At 61.6% G+C, this 19533-nt stretch carries 18 protein-coding genes; 6 read left to right on the plus strand and 12 right to left on the minus strand.

Features of this window, described 5'->3' with window-relative positions; all coding sequences use genetic code 11:
- Positions 1 to 29 precede the first annotated feature (29 nt).
- The 11 genes from ACIPVB_RS14035 to ACIPVB_RS14085 all read right to left on the minus strand — a co-directional run bounded on the left by ACIPVB_RS14035 (position 30) and on the right by ACIPVB_RS14085 (position 11935).
- A complete protein-coding gene (locus ACIPVB_RS14035) occupies positions 30 to 1325 on the minus strand; it encodes an ABC transporter substrate-binding protein (protein WP_400369670.1) in 1296 nt (431 codons plus the stop codon).
- Entirely contained in the window at positions 1322 to 2329 is a 1008-nt protein-coding gene (locus ACIPVB_RS14040) for a phosphotransferase (RefSeq protein WP_400369672.1), read from the minus strand. Before ACIPVB_RS14040 ends, ACIPVB_RS14035 begins: the two co-directional genes overlap by 4 nt.
- Positions 2330 to 2591: 262 nt before the next feature.
- Complete coding sequence (locus ACIPVB_RS14045) at positions 2592 to 3125, minus strand: serine O-acetyltransferase (RefSeq protein WP_400369673.1); 534 nt, start codon at positions 3123 to 3125, stop codon at positions 2592 to 2594.
- Positions 3067 to 3573, minus strand: a complete 507-nt coding sequence (locus ACIPVB_RS14050; protein WP_400369871.1) for an acyltransferase — start codon at positions 3571 to 3573, stop codon at positions 3067 to 3069. The genes ACIPVB_RS14045 and ACIPVB_RS14050 overlap by 59 nt, the downstream gene beginning before the upstream one ends.
- Before the next feature lie 44 nt (positions 3574 to 3617).
- On the minus strand, positions 3618 to 4466 hold the full coding sequence (locus ACIPVB_RS14055; RefSeq protein WP_400369674.1) for a glycosyltransferase: 849 nt from the start codon (positions 4464 to 4466) through the stop codon (positions 3618 to 3620).
- Complete coding sequence (locus ACIPVB_RS14060) at positions 4463 to 4981, minus strand: hypothetical protein (RefSeq protein ID WP_400369676.1); 519 nt, start codon at positions 4979 to 4981, stop codon at positions 4463 to 4465. Before ACIPVB_RS14060 ends, ACIPVB_RS14055 begins: the two co-directional genes overlap by 4 nt.
- 1614 nt (positions 4982 to 6595) lie before the next feature.
- Positions 6596 to 7888 (minus strand): lipopolysaccharide biosynthesis protein, encoded by a 1293-nt coding sequence (locus ACIPVB_RS14065; RefSeq protein ID WP_400369678.1) that lies wholly within the window; start codon positions 7886 to 7888, stop codon positions 6596 to 6598.
- Positions 7885 to 8919: a hypothetical protein gene (locus tag ACIPVB_RS14070; RefSeq protein WP_400369680.1), complete on the minus strand. Its 1035-nt coding sequence runs from the start codon at positions 8917 to 8919 to the stop codon at positions 7885 to 7887. The genes ACIPVB_RS14065 and ACIPVB_RS14070 overlap by 4 nt, the downstream gene beginning before the upstream one ends.
- A gap of 215 nt (positions 8920 to 9134) precedes the next feature.
- Entirely contained in the window at positions 9135 to 9920 is a 786-nt protein-coding gene (locus tag ACIPVB_RS14075) for a WecB/TagA/CpsF family glycosyltransferase (protein WP_400369681.1), read from the minus strand.
- The gene (locus tag ACIPVB_RS14080; RefSeq protein WP_400369682.1) at positions 9845 to 11050 is read right to left on the minus strand and encodes a glycosyltransferase; all 1206 of its coding nucleotides are present in this window, start codon (positions 11048 to 11050) and stop codon (positions 9845 to 9847) included. Before ACIPVB_RS14080 ends, ACIPVB_RS14075 begins: the two co-directional genes overlap by 76 nt.
- A 375-nt stretch (positions 11051 to 11425) precedes the next feature.
- A complete protein-coding gene (locus ACIPVB_RS14085) occupies positions 11426 to 11935 on the minus strand; it encodes a CPBP family intramembrane glutamic endopeptidase (protein ID WP_400369873.1) in 510 nt (169 codons plus the stop codon).
- A 364-nt stretch (positions 11936 to 12299) separates the two neighbouring features.
- Here ACIPVB_RS14085 and ACIPVB_RS14090 point away from each other — a divergent pair, with 364 nt between their 5' ends.
- The 6 genes from ACIPVB_RS14090 to ACIPVB_RS14115 all read left to right on the plus strand — a co-directional run bounded on the left by ACIPVB_RS14090 (position 12300) and on the right by ACIPVB_RS14115 (position 18806).
- On the plus strand, positions 12300 to 12914 hold the full coding sequence (locus ACIPVB_RS14090; RefSeq protein ID WP_400369683.1) for a low molecular weight phosphatase family protein: 615 nt from the start codon (positions 12300 to 12302) through the stop codon (positions 12912 to 12914).
- 143 nt (positions 12915 to 13057) lie between these two features.
- On the plus strand, positions 13058 to 14572 hold the full coding sequence (locus ACIPVB_RS14095; RefSeq protein ID WP_400369685.1) for a polysaccharide biosynthesis tyrosine autokinase: 1515 nt from the start codon (positions 13058 to 13060) through the stop codon (positions 14570 to 14572).
- Positions 14573 to 14637: 65 nt separating this feature from the next.
- On the plus strand, positions 14638 to 16452 hold the full coding sequence (locus tag ACIPVB_RS14100; protein ID WP_400369687.1) for a DUF4012 domain-containing protein: 1815 nt from the start codon (positions 14638 to 14640) through the stop codon (positions 16450 to 16452).
- Positions 16453 to 16675: 223 nt separating this feature from the next.
- Positions 16676 to 17224, plus strand: coding sequence for an LPXTG cell wall anchor domain-containing protein (locus ACIPVB_RS14105; protein WP_400369689.1), 549 nt, complete (start codon positions 16676 to 16678; stop codon positions 17222 to 17224).
- Positions 17225 to 17335: 111 nt separating this feature from the next.
- A complete protein-coding gene (locus ACIPVB_RS14110) occupies positions 17336 to 17824 on the plus strand; it encodes a hypothetical protein (RefSeq protein ID WP_400369691.1) in 489 nt (162 codons plus the stop codon).
- A 154-nt stretch (positions 17825 to 17978) separates the two neighbouring features.
- On the plus strand, positions 17979 to 18806 hold the full coding sequence (locus tag ACIPVB_RS14115; protein ID WP_400369693.1) for an SMP-30/gluconolactonase/LRE family protein: 828 nt from the start codon (positions 17979 to 17981) through the stop codon (positions 18804 to 18806).
- A 162-nt stretch (positions 18807 to 18968) separates the two neighbouring features.
- On the opposite strand, the gene ACIPVB_RS14120 is transcribed toward ACIPVB_RS14115, so the two are convergent.
- A complete protein-coding gene (locus ACIPVB_RS14120) occupies positions 18969 to 19343 on the minus strand; it encodes a serine O-acetyltransferase (protein ID WP_400369695.1) in 375 nt (124 codons plus the stop codon).
- Positions 19344 to 19533: the final 190 nt, after the last annotated feature.

Consider the following 19533-nt stretch of genomic DNA (forward strand, 5'->3'; position numbering starts at 1 on the left):
GACGGGGCGACCGCGGACGGACGCGACGGTCACGAGCCGGTCGCCTGTCGGATGCCGGCGGTGATGTTGGCGAGGGTGTCCGCCGTGCTCTGTCCGTTGACGAACGCCGCCTCGAGCTGGTCCTGCATCGATACGGCGATCGCCGCGAGCGACGGCGAGGTGAGCTGCTTCACGTCACTCGGCTGGATGGTCGTGGCTTGCTCGACGAACACCGGCATCACGTCGGGGCGTACCGCGAAGGGAATGGACGACGGGTCGATGTCGACGCGGGTGGGCAACTCGTTGGTGGCCGCGCAGAATGCGGTCATGTTGTCGGCATCCACCATGAACTTCAAGAACTGCGCGGCCAGTTCGGGCTGCGCGGAGGTCTGAGTGGCGACCAGGGCGTTGCCGCCGAGATCGGTGGCGCCGCGGTCGTTGACGGGCAGGGGCAGGGCGGTCCAGTCGAAGCCGGCGAGGTTGTCGATGTCGGGGACGACGAACGAGCCGACGAAGGCCATGGCGACGGATTCCTCGGTGAAGAACGAGTCGGCGTAGGTGGCCGACTTGACCGAGCTGGTGGGCGGGACCCATCCGTTGTCGAAGAACGAGCGGGTGAAGTCGAGGGCTTCGGCGCCGGCGGCGGAGTCGATCTGCGGGGTGGTGCCGTCTTCGCCGAGCAGCGCGCCGTCGGCCTGGAACAGCCAGCTCAACCAACGGGGCGTGCCGCCCAGCTGCCAGTTGTAGACGAACGGGTAGGTCTCGGCGGGGAGGGATGCCTTGAGCTGGGCCGCGACGTCGGCGAACTCGTCCCACGTCCAGGCGTCGGCCTGCGTGGTGGGCAGGTCGGTGATCCCGGCGGCGCTGAGCAGCTGCGTGTTGACGAGCAGGGCCGAGACATCGGTCTGGTGCGGGACGCCGTAGGGTGTGCCGTCGTACGACACCGCCTCCCACATGGCAGGGGTGAACTGCTCGATCTCGTCGGCGGTGAAGTAGGGGCTGACGTCGAGCAGCTGATTCTGGCTCGAGTAGACGCCGAGGTTGCCGTAGTCGACGCGGAAGATGTCGGGAGCATTGCCCGCCGACAATTGCGCGTCGATATTGGTGAACATCTGGTCGTAGGGCACGACGTTCAGCTGGACGGTGACGCCCTCGTTCTCGGCCTCGAACTGCGAGACGAGCTCTTCGAAAGCGGCCTGCTCGGATTCGCTCGCCCACGTGGTGAACGTCAGTGTTCCTTCTTGCTGCGCGTCGGAGCCTCCGCCGGTGAAGCCGGTGCAGGCGCTGAGCGACAGGGCGGTCACCGCGGCGAGCGAAAGCGCGCTCAGCATTCGTGTGTGATTCATGGTTCTTCTTTCTTGTCGGCGAGCGACGGACTGTGGGGCAGCCGTTGGAGCTCTGTCTCGACGAGGGTCACGAGCCCGTGGGGGCCGAGAATGCCGTCGAGCATCCGGAAGGGGGCAGGGTCTGCGGGGTCGCCGTCGAGGGCGGCGAGAAAGGACGACGTAGCGTCTTCGATGGCGCGCACGCAGCCGAAGCGGATGACGCGCTCGCGGTCGATCTCGATGTCGCGGCCGTAGCCGTCATGGAATCTCTCGCGGTGCCGCTCGGCGAGGGGTGCGTCGAACATCACGCCCAGCTCGACGAGCATCAGATCGACCTCGCGTGGCGCGATGGTCGCCTCGTCGAAGTCGATGAGCCAGGGGCGTCCGTCGTCGTCGAGCAGCACGTTGCCCAGGTGAGGGTCGCCGTGGGCGGTGACACGAGTGGTGGGGCGTCGGGTGCGCTTGAGGGTGCGCGCGACGTCGGCGAGGTGGCGCAGCCGGGGGCGGGCGGCATCCCATCTGCGAGAGAGGTCGTCGCCGACGCGGTGGCGGTAGGCCCGGTCGACGGCGTCGATCAGCGCGCGGGGTGACGACGAAGAACGACGGATGCCGCCGCGCTGCGGCCGCACCCCCTGCGGCACGGGCTGGTCATGCACCGCGCGCAGGACGCGCCCGAGTTCGTACCAGTCGACGTGGTCGGGTCCGAGGTCGACCGCGTCGGCGCCGTCGACCCAGTGCGAGACGGTGATGAGGTGTCCGGCCGCGGTGGCCCACAGCGCGCCGTCGAGGGTGGGGACGGGCTGCAGCACTCCCCCGGCGGCGGCGAGCCCGGCGGAACCGGCAAGCGACAGCCCGAACTGCACGTCGCGCGAGGTGATCTTGAGCGCGTAGCGGGTTCCTGCGGCGTCGACGCCGGTCCACATGGTCGCCGAGGCGTCCCACCCGCCCTCGAACTGCTCGAGGTCGGTCAGGTCGAGGTCGTACTGCTCGCGGAGCAGACGGGCGACGCCCGCGGGGGTGGACACGTCGGCACGCGCGCCGCTGAGGGCGTCGCGAGGTGCCCATGCCCCCGAACGCCGTCCCCCCTTGGTGCCGGCCCCCATGGCCGTTGAACGTTCCACTGTGGGGTCAGCCTGGCCCACCGGCGCTCAGACGGCTGGCTCTTGACAAAATCTTCTACCTACCCGGCGAAATCTCGCTGGCACGAAGAGAACCGGGCGGCCTCCTGACTGCAGCGAGCATCGTGGCACGTCATCGGGCAGCTCAGCCCAACGGGGTCTTCCGCGTTCAGGTCTGCTTCACGACACGTGCCTTCGTGCCCACAGCGATACCACGCGAGGGAACATCGTCAACGACAACTGCGCCAGCACCGACTATCGAATCGTCCCCCAAAGAGATCGGCCCGAGAAGTTGTGCGCCACTACCCACCTGAACATGAGAGCCCAGACGCGGAACTCCCTCTCCGTTTCGACGAATACCAATCGTAACTCCGTGCTTCAACACGCAGTTATCACCTATTATGGCGTCTGGATGAACAACTAAGCCGAATCCGTGATTGATGACAAGCGGGACGCCAACGGAAGCGCGAAGCGGCAATTCGATCATCAGACAGGCCGATACTAACTTGTAAACGACCGCAAGGGGCGCAAACGAAAGGCGACGCAACCCGCGGCCAGTCCGCGCCCACTGAGCTGCCCGGAACACAACGAGAAAGAATTTCATCCTCGGTTCGTGATTCGCGGCGCGATCCGCACGGATCTGATCAAGAAGCATCATTGTCAGTCTCCAAATCTCGGACAAACGCAGCTGGAACACCAGCATATAGGCAATTCTCGGCGCAATCACGGATAACCACAGAACCCGCCGCAACAACTGCGCCGCTCCCTACTTTTACCCCGGGAAGTATAATGGCGCCAGCGCCGATCCATACGCCGCGACCGATACTAATTGGCTGCGCGAACTGGTGGCCAGCCCTTCGATATTGATCTCCAATTGCGTGACTACCCGTTATCAGCTGGGCATTCATTCCGACCGCGACATCATCTTCGATAGCGATCTCGGCGGAGGCGTCGAAGAACACACCCCGGTTGATGAATGATCGCGCGCCAATTTTTACACCGGACCCACCGAAAAATACGCGAGGGGAAACCGTGGCACGGTTGCAAGAGACACCAAAAATTCCAAGCAGAACCGGACGGAGACTCTTTAACAACAAAGGACTTGCAATGACCTCGTTCACCATGAAATCCACAAACGAGCTCGCAATCATGGACCGCAAACGCGACATTCTAGATACACCCACGGCTGGCACAATTAGACCGCCTTCTTGATCGGACGAACTGAGAACGAGTTGCACGCGGCAGCAAACAAGTGACGCAGATTTCCCCGAAATGTCGAGTGGTTTGCATTCTTCACCACGGAGAGCACAAATAGCGGGGTTGCCACGACCCATCTGAAACGACTTAGCGCGCCCAGATTCTTTCGCGCGAAAAGAAGTCTATTGCGACTAATCATGGATGTATAAAGAACGCTTTTCCCCGAGCTGGACTGACTGCCGCCGACTTCGTGAATCGCCGACAGACTCGAGTCCACTATGAGCTGGCCACCTCTCATCGTCCAGCGATATGTGAAGTCAACGTCCTCCCAGTATAAGAAGTAGTCTTCGTCAAACCCTTCTAGCAACTCCCACTGGTGTCGGGAGAAAGCCAGGCACGCACCCGAAAGCCAGGGAGCGAAACCGTCGGCCGAAGCTTCGGCGTGGCGCGCCATTCCACGCCACTTCAGTATTACTGATCCCTCGAACCAAACGCCGCCATGCAGGTCGAAGATTTTGGGCGACAGCATAACGTTGGGCGATTCAGACAGGAGAGCCGCCATACGCTCAACCACCTGTGGCGATACCAACAAGTCCGGATTCACGACTACGAATTTGCTATGACCGTCTATGATTGCGCGCTTGATCGCCTCGTTGACCGCCGAGCCAAATCCGAGATTGCGCGGGGATCGAATCAAATTGGCAGCGAAGTCCTCCGCGACCCTCGAGATTCGAAGAACCTCGTCTTGCGACGAGAAGTTGTCAAAGATGTAAAGGTTTTCGTGACCTTTGAAATATTGTGCGATCAACGATGACGTACCGAAGTTCACCACGATGACTGCGATCATCGGACGGACTCCCCGACATAAACTCGCGAGTATTGGCCTGCAATATGAGGCCACTCCCGGAGGGGCATTGGAGGGTTCCCGTCGCCCAGAAGCGACGGCGACGCCAGCAGGGCGTCTCGAATATCCTCCGCGCTAAGGTTCCCGTCGAACAAGCTCACGAGCGCGTCGCCGAATTCGTCGAGAAGAGCTTCACTTGATGCGGAGCGCGGCAGCAGTATGGGCGTACCCACTGACAATGCCATCAGTGCGATTCCTGAATTCTCAAACTTTTCGTAATTCAAGATTACGAGATCGCTCGATGCAAGAGCCGAAAGCAACTCCTGGTCCGACACGTAGTCGAGCCGCAGTGAAACGCGATCGTCGCCCTTCGATCGGTCATGAAGGTCATCGCCGATAGCGACCGATGCTGGGCGGCCGACAATGGTCAGGGATGCCTCCGCGTCTTCATACTCTGTGAAAACTTCGACAATCTCGGGGATTCTTTTGTAAGGGCGTATGAGGCCCGCGGTGATCAACCTCCGACGCTGATTTGGTCGTGCGGGGTTCGGTCCAACGAGCGGCCGGTAAGACCCATGCGGGATAGTCGCAATCGAAACGTTCGCGCGCAACCCCTCGGGGAGCACGGCTGAGCCCATCACCACCGCCGTATCGACGAATTGAAGAAGTCGCCTAACGCTTCTTCGTTCGCGACGTGTGAGCTGCTCGTGGGGCGCGGAATTATGAATTGTATACACGACACGCGCGCGGGTGAGTCGCAGACGCAGTAGTAATAGCGCAAAAAAACATCGCTTGAGGGCTCGCAACGAACGTCGCCTCGCGACTAGCAGATTCTCCGGCCAGTGCAGGTGCAGGACCGACCATCTGCCTAGAAGCGCGGTCCGCCAGCTGAACCAACGTTGCTCTACTTCCAAGGCTTGCAATTCGTCCGAAAGGAGGGTTAGGAATGGATTCGTGTCCGCGGCCGGGGCGCGCGAAGAAGACAGCACTATCAAGGTCTGGACCACCCCGGCACGTTCCTGAGGACTTGCAACAGTCTCTTATCGGGTCGTCCTCCGACAGGAATGCGCCCCTTGAGTTCGGAGGATACGCCGCCATAACCCCACCCGTCAGCGTTACTACGCCAGCTGGTGGTCAATCCTCGTAGGTGCCTATACGAGAGCCCTGGGATTGTTGGCAACCACCACCCGCGGAGAGAGTGGGTGCGAAGCTGCGCGCTATGGGGTATCCGCGACGGTACGATGGCCCATTTGGCGGGCGAATTTCGACGGCGCGGGTCAAGTTCCTGCAGCCCGAAGTCGCTGTGACGGGGCGTGCCTGAATGACGTAATACTGGTGACGACGATATCCATTTACCTGGGATATTCACGCCACCCAGGGGTGACATCTCCGCAAATGCATGCGCGCCCAATTTCAACACCGGTAGAACTAACTCGTCTATGTCGACGTTAAGCAGACTGCGCGACGGACCAGTAATCAGGCTTCGGCTGTGCGCGAACGAGCCATGCTGACAGTAGTCGGAATCCCACATCCGCCGCTCGCCGCCCCCGGGGCCATAAGGAAAATTCCATTCCACAATGATCACCTTCCGCAGGCCTTGTACCGCTGTTAATGCACCCACCAAGCTGTCGACAGCGTAGGACGCGGACCCGTTGTCGTATAGAACAACCGTGTCGCTACCGTGGACCTGTACGTAGTAGGTAGCCCAGTCACGAATCCAACCTGGCTCGTTATCTTTCGAGAGTGTCTGCAGAACCCTTCGCGCAGACAGATCCATCGCTGAGGAGCGAAGATCCTTCACGTCCCACGTCTCCGATTCGTCCGAAACGTGAGCAACGATGCGGCTCGCGGAACTGGTGACCGGCACATCGACAATTGTGCTCCTATCTCCGATGACGACACGCGGCTTCACCGACCTATTGTCAACCTCCAGCCTGAGTAGCGGCGAAAGATTCAAGAGCGGCGGTGCGACAAAGCGAATTACGTTTTCCGTAGCAATCGCATCGTAGAAGACTGTGCGCGCGTCGAATGCTAAGTCGTACCCCGCCTGCCGCGAATGGACGGGCCGCGGGGCTGCTCGTTGCGCACCATCCCCCTGCAGCCTGAACGGCCGTGGCACGTAAATGGAGACCTCAGTCATTCTTCGACCTCGACTTACCCTTATGGAAGCGTATTGAGTAGGGGACAACCTGAAAAACAAACATGCATACAGCGGAAGATATAATCGGACCGGACGCGCCAATCTCACGCGCAAGAATCACCGATAGTGTCACGTTGACCGGTAATGCGAGGGACACGCACCACGCCTGAAATTTTAGCCCGCGGGGATCCATGAAGTTCATGCCGAATGGATACAACACAGCATTCATCACCACGTATAAAAAGAACGACCCAATCAAGACGGGGCTCAGGGTTATCAAACCGTGTGCCACAAAATCCTCGATGAGCGGAAGTGCGCAAACTAAAACCCCCGCGCACCCAGCGGCCACCACTGCAAAGATCGCCGACGCCTTCCCTACTGGAGGTGCCTCTCCCCTATCCTTCATTCTGGAAAAAATTGGCCACAGCGAGACGCCCGCCGCTGCGGTCACCTGCCACACCATCATGAAGATTTGGGAAGACAAATTATACTGCGCAAGCTGCTCCGTCGTAGAAACCTGACTGATCACCACTCGATCGCTCTGCGTAGCAAGAGGGATGGCCAGCGATTGCACAAGCATCGGCCAGGCTGTATGCCCGACGCGCGCTCCCTTCGCTCGTCGAACGAGAAGTCGCCGCAAAGCCCACCGAAAGTCTTCACCTAGCTTCCGGCTCGCAAGCCAAACACAGAGTGCGTTCACAACAAAGGTTGAGATGTAGGCACCGACCGGCAGGAAGGGCCCCGCCGAAGCCCCAGCGGCACTCATCAGGAGGATCATCGCCAATATGAGCGGGTACTGGAGAGATTGAATGAGAATGAGGGCAGTGTTTTGCCCCAAACCCACCAGCGCCCTCGCTCCAATAGACACTGGAAGATTGATTGCGAAAAGCGAGACACAAAGCAGAACCGCTAGGTCGCCTTCCCGTCCCGCGAGCAGCGAATCCCCGAGAAGGAGTCGCCATGAGCCGAGTAATGTGACAACGATTGCCGCCGAAACGAGAACGACCGCCGACGCGGCAAGGATTCTCAGGACAGATAGGAGCGCGCGACGCAAATTGCGCGAACGCGCTCCGTGCTGGGAGACCACATTGATGATTACTGCTGCCATACCGAGGTCTGCAAACGGGAGTAGAGCGACGAGAGCGACCAAAAGGCCGTAGCTTGCATATGCCTCCACCCCCCACCAGCCTATGACAAGCTGCATCGCAAAAAGCGAGACTAGCGCGTTTATTGGCAGGGTAGCGGCCTTCGCTATTGCGGCGGATCCGACGCTAGTCCACCTCATGTTCGCGTCCCAACAAGTTTCGAGGGGGTCGCCGAAGCACATAGGACGAGCGCCAGGACGATCAGTGGCGAATCCGTGTAAATCGGCCCAAACAGCATGCTCCAGATAGCCCACACGCTCAAGAGAGCAGTCATGCCGGTGGTGATCGATCGCCGCAGGTTGGAAATCAAGGATCTAGTGAGTGTGAGCGTCACGAGCACAGCGAAGGCTAAACCCACTACGCCGTACCGCGCCCACAGGTCAGCGATAATCGAATGAAGCTCGACCCCTGACCCGAACATGTAGACCTGAACGTATGGGTTGCTAGAGCCGATACCCACGTTGTCGAGAGCGGCGAATGCGTACCCCAGTTCATTCCACCCTGCTGACACTCCTGGCCCGAAACCCCAGATATGCTGACCCATCAATGCGAAAGTCGCAAACCATTCCGGCCGAGCACCCGAAAGCAGGGAGCCGGTTGCATCGAATTGATAAACAGATCTGGCCTGAATTTCGTTACCCAGAAGCCCATTCAGCGCAGCATCGGTGCCGATCTGATTGATGACAAGCAACGCCAGAACAATTATGACCGCATACACGATGTCATGACTGCCGTTCCTCCGCGCGGCGCGAGCAGAGCCAGCTTGAGACACAACTATCAAGAGCCCGGCGAGTGCGCACATCGCAGCCAGGCTGCGGTAATCAAACGCGACAGAGATGACGGCCAGCGCGGCTAGCAAGAGCCCGGTCGCGATCAGACGTCGCTTTGCGTGGACCGAGTACATCACCGCGAGCAATAGAATCGCTACCGGCAACGCAAGATTGTACTTCCAGACATTCGACATATTGAAGCCGGTTTGCGTCAGGGCAGCCAGACGTCCGAAAGCGAACGCGACGGCAACGGCTTGAAGCGAGCACCTCCGAGTGGCCATTCGCAGAACACAGAACAGAGCGAAGAACGATGCCAACGACCAATTTGACAGCGCATGAAGGTCGGGCGACACCAACCGCCCATCAAGCGATGCCGCAAGTACCAGGATTTCGCCCGCCATCACTAGGACTACGAACCAGACTACCGCCCAACGAAGCCAAGCATCGGACGCTAGGTCACGCAACCACAAAGGTGCCACAACGAGAAGCACTATAGTCGCCGCAGAAATCGAACCATTCACTGTGATCAATGTGGACGCCGAGAATGCTGCTATTGCCCACAAACCAGCATTGGCTGAAGTCGCCGTCGGAGCTTGCGGCTCGGCCGTTCTGACCATCAAGATTGTTGACGCCAATCATGAATATTGCGCCGAATTTTTCGGCGCACAATTAGCGCATGGATCGCATCCACTGTGTATCGACGCCAAAGCCGTCGGGGCTCTCGCGACAGCCTCACAAGCCATGTCAGGCCTAATGGGTACGCCCAACGAGGGTAGTAATCAGGTTGAATGAATTGATCCATCCAACCCCCGCAGGTGAAGGCCATAATCGCGGAATCTGGTGCACACGCATCTTTTATTGCTGCAAGGTATCTTTCTTGCATCGGCGCGCCGAGGCCAATAATCGCAACATCCACGGACGCGCTCAGGATCTGTGAGGCGAACGCCTGGGGCGTCGGCCGGTTCCCGTAGCCGTCGGCGCAGTACACAACCTCGTGCTTGCTCCATCGTCGTTCAAATGCTTGCCGAAAATTCGCTATGGAACTCGGGCTGCCACCGACTAGCGCAATTCTCGCGGCAGGCAGGGAGTCCAGCAGGATAGGCAGTGTGGAGTCAGCGCTCGTACGGCGCGACGGTGGCTCCCCGACAATCCGGCTGAGGAGCTGTCCGTCGATCGCCACTATGTCGGCAAATGAGTGAGGCAAGCGGGCCCCGGAGACCCGCAGCGCCGTGTAGTGATTCAGCCAAGCACAAGTCGTCCGCAGGCCCCGCGCGCGCCTTGTGAGAACCTGTGAGACTAGGTGCTCGGTGGCGTACTCGATATCTGTCACGCCCCCAACTCCCGAAGGCCGTTCAGAGACGTCGAGATTGCGCCTTCGATCTGGCTGACGCGCGCGTTCCACGTGTGATTTCTTAGGGCGTTGTGTGCGAGCTCAGGCAAGGGAAGGCCGTTTCGAGTCCAGATCTCAAACGCTCGGTCCAGAGCGCTTGCAACGTCATCCTCGGTCTCGACAATGAATATCTCGCACCCGTCAGCGAGGAGTTCGCGCGCGTCCGCGTAATCCGTCGCTACGATGGCCATTCCAAGCGCAGCGTACTCGTATATCTTCAGCGGGCTGTGATACATGTCCTCACGCGTTGTTGCGACGTGACCCGAGTACCCCACTGACCATGTCCTCATCTCTGCGATAGCGGCGTCGCGCGGTAAGCGGCCGAGGAATTCGACGTTCTCGTCGATCCCCAGCTCTCGCGCCAGTGCTCTCAGCTTCGTGAGGTCACTCCCTGCTCCGACGATAGACGCCCTCATATTCTCGCGATTCTTGCATTTCTGAAGGCCGAGGAGCATCACTTCGACTCGTTGCCATGGCACGACGGAGCCGATGAATCCTAATTTGAACACCGATCGAGGGGTAACCGGAAGTTTTATCAGATCCGCGGAAATTGCGTTTGGAACCACCACAATCTTTGAATGGTCGACCGCCGCGAAGTCCCTGATAGCTCGCGCGAGCGGGTCACTGACGCTCACTATGAGGTCGGCTCGTCTATACAACCGCCGCTCCACAAACTTAGCCAGGGAAAGGAACGTCAAGGCCTTCCTATCCTGCGCCGTCTCCTCAGACATGATCCCGTTCGACTCAACAATCTTGAACGCGCGGCGCTTGTTGGGATGGAAGGCGGTCAAGTCCTGCAAAACGGCCGCACGCTCGTAGATCACGTCGGAATTCTTGTCGGCCCGTCGCCTCACCCATAAACCGGACCAGACCGCGGCGAGCAGCCTCACAATGTCAATGAGAACGCGCTTGAGAGGCGCAAGAAAGTTTGTCGAACCTCCGCCTTCTGGTGCGCCCCTCAGCCGCGCCAGTCCGGGGGCGTCGTTAGCGAGATGCAAACGCACAGTGTGAGCCCTCGCCCTGAACGCATCGATGACGTTGAGGATGTGAGAACGAGGACCCGGTGTCGCACTGTCCTCATCCACAGAAATACGCAGGCCACCGACTAGATAGTCGATGGAAAATTTCGATTCAGTTGGCATCTCAGCTCATTCTTCCGCAGAAGCGGGTGGGCTCCGCAGCCTCGACACCCCCGCGATCCGACGGGAGAACCATATCCCAGGTTTGTTACGGCGTTCGAACGCCGGCGCCACGAGGCCCCGACGCTCGCCTCCCCTCCCCCGAGCCAATCGCTTCATTACCCTGTGGTTGGGCTACGCCCAAATTGGCTCGATGACCATCGAACCGGGAGCGCGGGGTGGTGAGCACCGCATGTCATGGCCTCCGTCGAAGCGTTCACGAAAGCGATCCGTGAATTTCCGACTGTGGGCACCTTCCCGAACCGGCAATGTAGCGTCACAACACACCGCGCGCACATATGGCATCGCTGTGAGGATTGGGGGTCAAACGCACGCGGATCAGGTTGACAAACTGGAACCTACATAGACAATCAGCAAAAAGCTTACGTTGTAGATGACGTGCGCGATTACCGCCGCCCATATGCGTCCCGTTAAAAGTACCAGAGCACTGCAAACCAGACTTAGGAGCGAGAACTGAAGCCCGTCCACCAGGCTTATCGGAGTGAAGGTCGCGTGGAGGCAAACGAAGAGACCCGTAGAGGCAAGAGCTGCTGTGACGGACGCGGATACGTGACCGACGTGTCGTCGAAGTATTTGGAACAACGACACTAGAATTACTGCACGGAAGAACAGTTCCTCGACCACGGGCCCCACAAGACCGAGCGGAACTGCCTCGTGGAGGAACCACGAAGTCGTCTCGGCGCCGATGAGGGGCGACGTCGGAAAGGGCACCGAGTCACCTGCGCTTTGAGCGGCTTTAGCCAAAAGCAAGGAAAATCCGAACGCGGCGCCCCAGACCAAGTCCTGCGCACGAAATCGGAAGAGGCCCGCCGGACGCGCCCTTATCATCGCGAAGACGCAGACGGCCAACAGACCAGTCCACAGCGTCAAAGTGGCGAGCACGCCTTGCACAATGTCCGCAAAACGGGTTACCGCGAGGCTTGCGATCGTCGCCGCAGCAGCCCCACACAGCGCGACGAGAAGTACGAGTATGTTCCACCGCCCGACTGCTCGACCGCCAAGACGCCAATCTCGTCGGGGATTGCGTCGACGTGTCCGCGAGACACCCCGCAGACTGTCATCCGGCGGTATGACATCGGTCTGACGGGGCCGAACACGGGGCCGCTCATCGTTAGTGTCGTCGTGCACATAGAAAACGTAGCGTCAGCGTCGTCTCAGCGACGATCTGGCCCTCCGCCATTAAGGAGAGAACGTGCTCAAGATCCTGACCGTGTGCACCGGCAACGTTTGTCGGTCACCGATTGCGGAACAGCTGTTGGCGGAGCATCTGAAAGGTCTCCCCGTGCAAATTGAAAGCGCAGGGACGCGGGCTCGCGACGGCATGGGGATGACAGCAGAAGCCACGAAATTCGCCATCGCTTTGGGAGTTCCTGAAGGCCTGGCCGCGGCGCACCAGGCCCGGTACCTCACTGGCCATCGACTGGCATCTGCCGATCTCGCGCTGGCGATGGCGCGCGATCACCGGCGTGAAATAGTTGAACTGAACCCGGCCTTTCTGCGCAAGACATTCACGGTCAGAGAGATACACCGGCTTGTCAGCACTGTTGGTGACGGTGCGTTGGAGGCGGCCGCCGATTCCGCAAGGGAGCAAACCCATGGCTCGCGGCTCGCGGGAATTTTGGCTTATGTTGCAAGCCTCCGCGGCACCGTGCCGCCGCCTAACACGCTCGAGGTCGACGATGTGATCGACCCCTTCGGTCGGTCTTTGCGAACCTACGAGATGTCCGTCTCGCAGATCGATGAGGCCCTGCCGTCGGTTGAGCGCCTTGTGCGTCTGGCGACCCTCCGGGGTGGCAGCCTGATCTGAGTGCACCCTCCGAACCTGCGGGGAGATTGCGGGCGGCGCGCTGTCGTTCAGAGCCGCAAAACCGGCCGGAAACATTCCATGTGTCAAACTTGCGTGGAAACCCCGCGCTCCTCCCCCAGGTCAGCGCATCTTCGAGAGGCACCATGGAGCTCAGCGACTACATTCGGATCCTCCGCAAGAATTGGCTCGTCCTCCTCGTGCTCACAGCACTAGGTCTGACCGCCGCTACCGCCTATACGCTGACGCGCACCCCAATCTACGAATCGTCGAGCACGGTTTTCGTGTCGACGCAGGCGGGCGGCACCGCGGCCGAACTGCAACAGGGATCCACGTTCACGCAGGCACGCATCAATACCTACGTCGGACTGGCGACAGCACCTATCGTGCTCGACCCGGTCATCTCAGGACTTGGACTGACCACAACTGCGGCGAAGCTAGCGGAGGACGTCAAGGCTGCGGCCGCTCTCAACTCCACGTTGATCACGGTCACCGTCTCTAACCCCAGCGCGGACGAATCTGCAGCTATCGCCAACGCGGTCGCCGACAGCCTTGCAACCGTCATCCCGCAGCTCGAGCCCGCGTCGAACAATGGATCGAGCCCCGTTCGCCTGAGTCGGGTGCGGGACGCGGAACCCGCTCTTCAAGCGTCGAGCCCCAACGTTCCACTCAACCTCGCCCTCGGCGTGCTCGTTGGACTGGCCCTTGGGGTTGGAACAGCGGTGCTTCGGACTGTTCTCGATAATCGAGTCCGGACACCGCGCGAGGCCGAGCAGATTACCGGATCGCCCGGCATTGGCGCGATCGCATACGACGCGAAGGCGAAAGAGCGCCCGCTTATTGTGCATGCGGATCCCCTCAGTCCGCGCGCGGAGTCGTTCCGTGCGCTCCGCACCAACCTGCAGTTCCTCGACATGGGCGGACGGTCGAGCTTCGTCGTCACTAGCTCCATTCCCAGTGAAGGCAAGACGTCGACGACGATCAACCTCGCGATCGCTCTCGCCGACGCCGGGAAGCGCGTTGCCTTGCTCGACGCAGATCTCCGGAAGCCGAAAGTCGCTGAGTACCTCGGCATCGAGGGCGGCGCGGGCCTGACAGACGTGTTGATCGGACGAGCGAGTGTCAACGACGTCATGCTCCCTTGGGGGGGTCGCAGTCTCTACGTGTTGCCTGCCGGGAAGATTCCGCCGAACCCCAGCGAGCTGCTTGGTTCCCGCCAGATGAGCGCGCTGCTCGACATGCTGGAGCGCGACTTTGACGTCGTTCTGTGTGACGCTCCGCCGCTGCTGCCGGTGACCGACGCGGCGATTCTGTCACGAGCGACGAGCGGGGCCCTCATGGTCGTCTCGGTCGCGCGGACGACGCGCCACCAGTTGACCGGGGCGACCGAAGCTCTCAACACGGTAGGCGCCAAGTTGGCCGGGTTCGTCATGTCCATGGTTCCGACGCGCGGACCCGATTCGTACTACGCCGCCTACGGGTACGGCTACGGGTATGGGTATGGGTACAAGTTGTCGCCGGCCGAGCAGGCCAAAAGCAATCGAACACCTAAGAAGGCTGATGGTGGCCGCGCTGCACTGCCCGCCGCAGACGAAGAGGCTCTCGACGAGCTCGGCTTCGCTTCGAGGCGCGAAAGTCGTGAGGCGTCGCGCGAGTCATAACCGTCCGAGTTGACTTCGCTGCCCTAGGGCAACCCCGTCCGCTATCTCACGCTTGAGGTTTTCTTTTGGCTAGACGAGAGCCCGTCCTGTTCGGACAAAAAGCGGGGCGCATCACTTTGTGGGTCGTCTCGGGAGCGCTGATCCTGGGTGTGGCGCTTGCAACGTGGATCGGCATCCGAGGGGCGCTCGGTTACCAGCACCTGCGAGCGATTGAGGCAGGCGCTTCCCGTGCGAGTGCTCAGATTCTGGCCGACCCGGCGCAGGCGCGGAGCCTGGTCGCGTCGTTGGCGGAGGAGGCGAAGGCAGCTCGCGACCTCACCGGTGACCCGATCTGGGGCTTGGCCGAGCAGACTCCGTGGGTCGGACCGCAGCTCGAGGCGGTTCGCATCATCTCTGCATCGTCGAGCGGTCTGCTCGGGGACGGGCTGCGCCCGCTCGTGGACGCCGTCGGCGAGACTTCGCTCGATGTGCTGAAACCTATCGACGGACGGATTGACCCCGCGGCCATCGCTCGGCTGGCGGCTCCGGCTAAATCAGCCGCTATCGATGCACGCGACGCATCATCGGCCGTCGCGGAGATCAATACGGTCCCGCTGCTCGGGATTGTCCAGGGCGCCGTCGAGCGCGTCAGCGAAGCGTTCGCTCGGACCGCCGACGGGCTCGACGCTCTCTCACGCGCAACCGACCTGCTGCCCGGAATGCTTGGAGAGGACGGACCCCGTCAGTACCTCGTCCTCGTGCAGAACAACGCCGAAGCCCGCTCTCTCGGCGGTATTGCCGGCACGGCGATTCTTCTTCGCACAGAGGGTGGGGCGGTCTCACTGGGCGACACCCGCTCCGGCACCTCTCTGTCCGAAGCCCTGCAGGGTACGAGCGCGGCGAGCCTCTCGCCAGATGCCACAGCTCTGTACGGCGAAAGGCCCGCCAGGTATTTCCAGAACGTGACTCAGGTCCCAGACTTCACGGTCGACGGTCCCCTGGCCCGCCAGATGTACCAGTCTGTCACCGGCGTGAGCGTCGACGGTGTCATCACCATCGATCCCGTCGTGTTGTCGTACATGCTGGCGACGACGGGTCCGATTCAGCTGCAAGACGGTACGGTCGTCGACGGCAGCAACGCCGCGTCGCTGTTCCTGAATGACGTGTACAAGCGCTTTCCCGATCCCAAAGCGCAGGACGCATTCTTCGGAGAAGCGACGGCCATCATTTTCAAGGACTTTCTTGGCGGAAAGGGCTCCACGCCCGGTCTATTGAGTGCTTTCTCGCGTGGAGCCGAAGAGCGTCGCGTCCTGTTGTGGAGCACCCACGAAGACGAGCAAGCCGTGCTCTCCGGCTCGACCTTCGCCGGAGCGTTGCCCATCACGAACGAGCGCACCGCCCGATTCGGGGTCTACTTCAACGACGCCGGTGGATCGAAGATGAGCTACTACGTCAAACCTGACGTTCGTATCGCCTGGTCGGGGTGCGTGCCCGGCGCCGCCAGCGAGCGCGAACTGACGCTCTCAGTTTCTCTCACCAGCACAGCGCCCGCGGACGCGGCGACCAGTCTGCCGCGCTATCTGACAGCCAACGGCGCCTTCGGAGTCGCGCCGGGCAACGCCGCCACCCTAACGAACGTCTTCCTGCCCGAAGGATGGGATCTCGTCAGCGCCGCCAGCTCGAACGGGCTTTCATTCGCCGACGGGACGTACGCGGGGCGACGGGTTCTGAGCATCGGCACCAACCTGGCTCCCCAGGCATCGAACCAGCTGGACATCGTCGTGCAAAAGGTCTCAACGGCAGCCGAGGCGGAAGCCTTCGTCACTCCGACCGCCGACGGGTCGATCGACCCCACACCCTCTGCCGACTGCGGGCACACGGCCGCACCGCTGCTGCAGTGAACGAATCGAATGCGCCGGATTCTGAAGAAATATTGCGCGCCGGAGAAAATTAACGTTCCCGAAACCCTCTCAGTTTGCTTCCGGGTGGCGCCTAGGCAATACTCAGGAAGGCTCTCAGTACCACCCACCGCTTCATTGTTGTCCTTCCCCCTTGCGTCACCATCGGATAGCACGAACGCGGACCACCCATAAACCGGTAGCCCGGATTCGAAAGCAGGCATTCATGAAGCTCAACTTTGCCAAGGTCGGTGCATCCGCCGCCCTCGCTGGCGCGCTGCTATTCGCAGCCCCCGCCGTCGCTCAGGCCTACGTGCCCACCACCCCCGACACCGTGTCGGTGACCGTCACCTCGAACGGTCCTGTCCCGATCGCCGGTTTCGCGCCTGGCGCAACCGTCACGTTCACGCTCGTCGGCGTCGGCGTGACTGGCTCCAACATCGCCACCGCAGGTGCCGCTGTTTCTTCGGCTTCGGTCACCAAGACGGCTGATGCCTCGGGTTCGGCCACCGCGGTCGTCACCCTGCCCGAGCCCCGCGTCGGGTCCTACACCCTCGCGGCCTCCGGCGCCCGTGCCGACGGCTCAGTCGGCGCCGGAAGCGGCTCCGGCTCGACCGGCGGCAGCAATGCCGGCAGCAGCGCCCTCCCGGCGACCGGTATGGACGCGAATTCTCTTCTCGGCTTCTGGGTCGGCGGCGGCGCCCTCGTCCTCGCCGGTGCAACCGTTGCCGTGGCCACCACGGTTCGCCGCAACCGCCAGAGCAACAACGCCTGACGCTCAGCGTCGCGCCGGAAGCGCCGTCGACCTCGGTCGGCGGCGCTTCTGCCTTTCAAAGCTGCCGTCAAGCCGCCCGTCCCTCCCCCGCCACACAGGTTGACTCAGCGCATGGACACCACCACGACCGCTCCGCTCGACAACGACGGCCGGAGCGAAAGCGCCCCGCCCTCACTCCCCTTCGTGCACATGTGGACAGAACTCGACGGAAAGAGTCGCCTCGACGAATCCATCCTTCGTGGGTTCGGGTTGCAGAGCGTCGGCGGCGGCGCCGATCCGCAGTGGATGCGACCTTTCCCCGGCGAGGTATCGGCCGTGCTCTTCGCCGCGCTCCCCGTTGGCTGGGTGGGACAGTGGCATCCGTCCCCTCATCCTCAATGGGTCATTCCGCTGCGGGGAAAGTGGTTTCTCGAGACGCAAGACGGCTCTCGTGTGGAGATGGGACCCGGCGACATTCATTTCGGGCAGGACACGGATACCGCCGAAATCGACGGAAAGACCGGACACCTGTCGGGGACCATCGGTGACGAGCCGTGCCTGCAGGTGATGATTCAGTTCGCCGCGTCGCCGGCTGCCCCGACACCGCACCCCTTCGGCTGAGGGCGTCAACCCGCGCGCGCTCCGGGCTGCTATCACGTTGACTGGGAGCATGACCTCGGACGCAGCACGAATCCCCATCGACGGACAGGTGCTACAGGGGCCTCGTACGCCTCATGAGGTGGACGTAAATCCGCCGCGGGTGTGGGATGAGCGGTTGGCCGCGGTCTTGCCCGCGTCGTCGAGGCTGCTGTCGCTCTATGACGACGCCACCTGGGCCGAGGGACCCGCCTGGTGGCCCCACGAGCAGTCGCTCATCTTCAGCGACGTGATCGGCCGCCGCACGCTCGCCTGGCGTGAGGACGGCAGCATCGTCACGGTGCGCGACCGTTCCAACTTCGCCAACGGCAACATCATCGACGCTCACGGCCGCCTGGTGCAGGCGGAACACGGCCGCCGAGGCGTCAGCCGCACGGACAGCAACGGAACCACTCTGCTGGTCGACTCGTACGAGGGTGCGCCTCTCAACTCGCCCAACGACCTCGTGGTGGCTTCTGACGGTGCAATCTGGTTCACCGATCCCACCTACGGCATCTCGGATCCTCGCGAGGGCTACCCCGCCGACCCCGCTCTGAGCCACACAAGCGTGTACCGCTGGCGCGAGGGCGAGCCGCTTCGGCGCATGATCGATCTCGACGAGCCGAACGGGCTCGCCTTCAGCCGCGATGAGCGCACGCTGTTCGTCGCCGAGTCGCGCGCAGACGGAACGCCCCGCATGGTCGCATGCGATTGGGACGGTGAGACACTCGGCGCGCCCCGCTTCTTCGCCGGCGTCGATGCCGGCATCCCGGATGGGTTCGCCATCGACAGCCGCGATTGGCTGTGGATCTCGAGCGAGGCCGGAATCGTAATCGTCGACGAGACGGGCGCGCGACTGGGCGTCATCCCGACACCGCACGTCGCCAGCAACTGCACCTTCGACGCGGACGAGAAGCGGCTGTTCATCACGGGGGACAGCGATCTGTGGATGGTCGAACTCGCGTAGCGCGACCCATCTCGATCTGGCAACCGCCAGCGACGAACAGAGGTCACAGAGGGCTGGATCGGGACAAGAAGTTCTGGGTCAATTGTGCAGTACCTCTCTACGCTCCTCATCGCCCCGTATTCGCCGGCGATCGATGCAGCAATCCGCGCCGGGAAGATGCAGTCAGTCTGTTTTGGCGAACACCCACACGTCGGAAGTGCGGGGCTTCGCGTGCGCTGGAATCCCAAACGCGATGGAATCGTCGGGCACACTCTTGGTGACTACTGCATGCGCGCCGATGATCGTCCGCGATCCCACTTCGACGCCGCCGAGAATGGTTGCCCGCGGTCCGACGAAAACGTCATCGCCGATCTTCGGGGCACGGGCATCGCCGAGGGTGGTTCCAAGGATCACGTGCTGCTGCAGCGTCACATTCGAACCGAGGACGGATCGGCTGTTTACCGACAACAATCGACCACCGTGCGGAAGGATGACCCCAGGGCCACAGACAACTCCGCCGGGCAGATCGGAACCCATGAGCATCTTGGTCCAGATCACGTCAGCGGGTATCGCGAGCAATCCGATAAGCCTGCCGGGCATCCTGCCACGTGCCCTGAGCTGCATGAGCCGCCAGACCACAGCTGTCAGGAGTCCAAATGCCCCCGTGCGACCGCGCCCCGCAGAAAGGTCAGACCGAATCGCTGCCACAGTGTCTCGGATCGTGATTGCCATGCACTCAAGGTATTGC

The organism is Microbacterium sp. NPDC090007 (assembly GCF_044748345.1).
GTDB lineage: Bacteria > Actinomycetota > Actinomycetes > Actinomycetales > Microbacteriaceae > Microbacterium.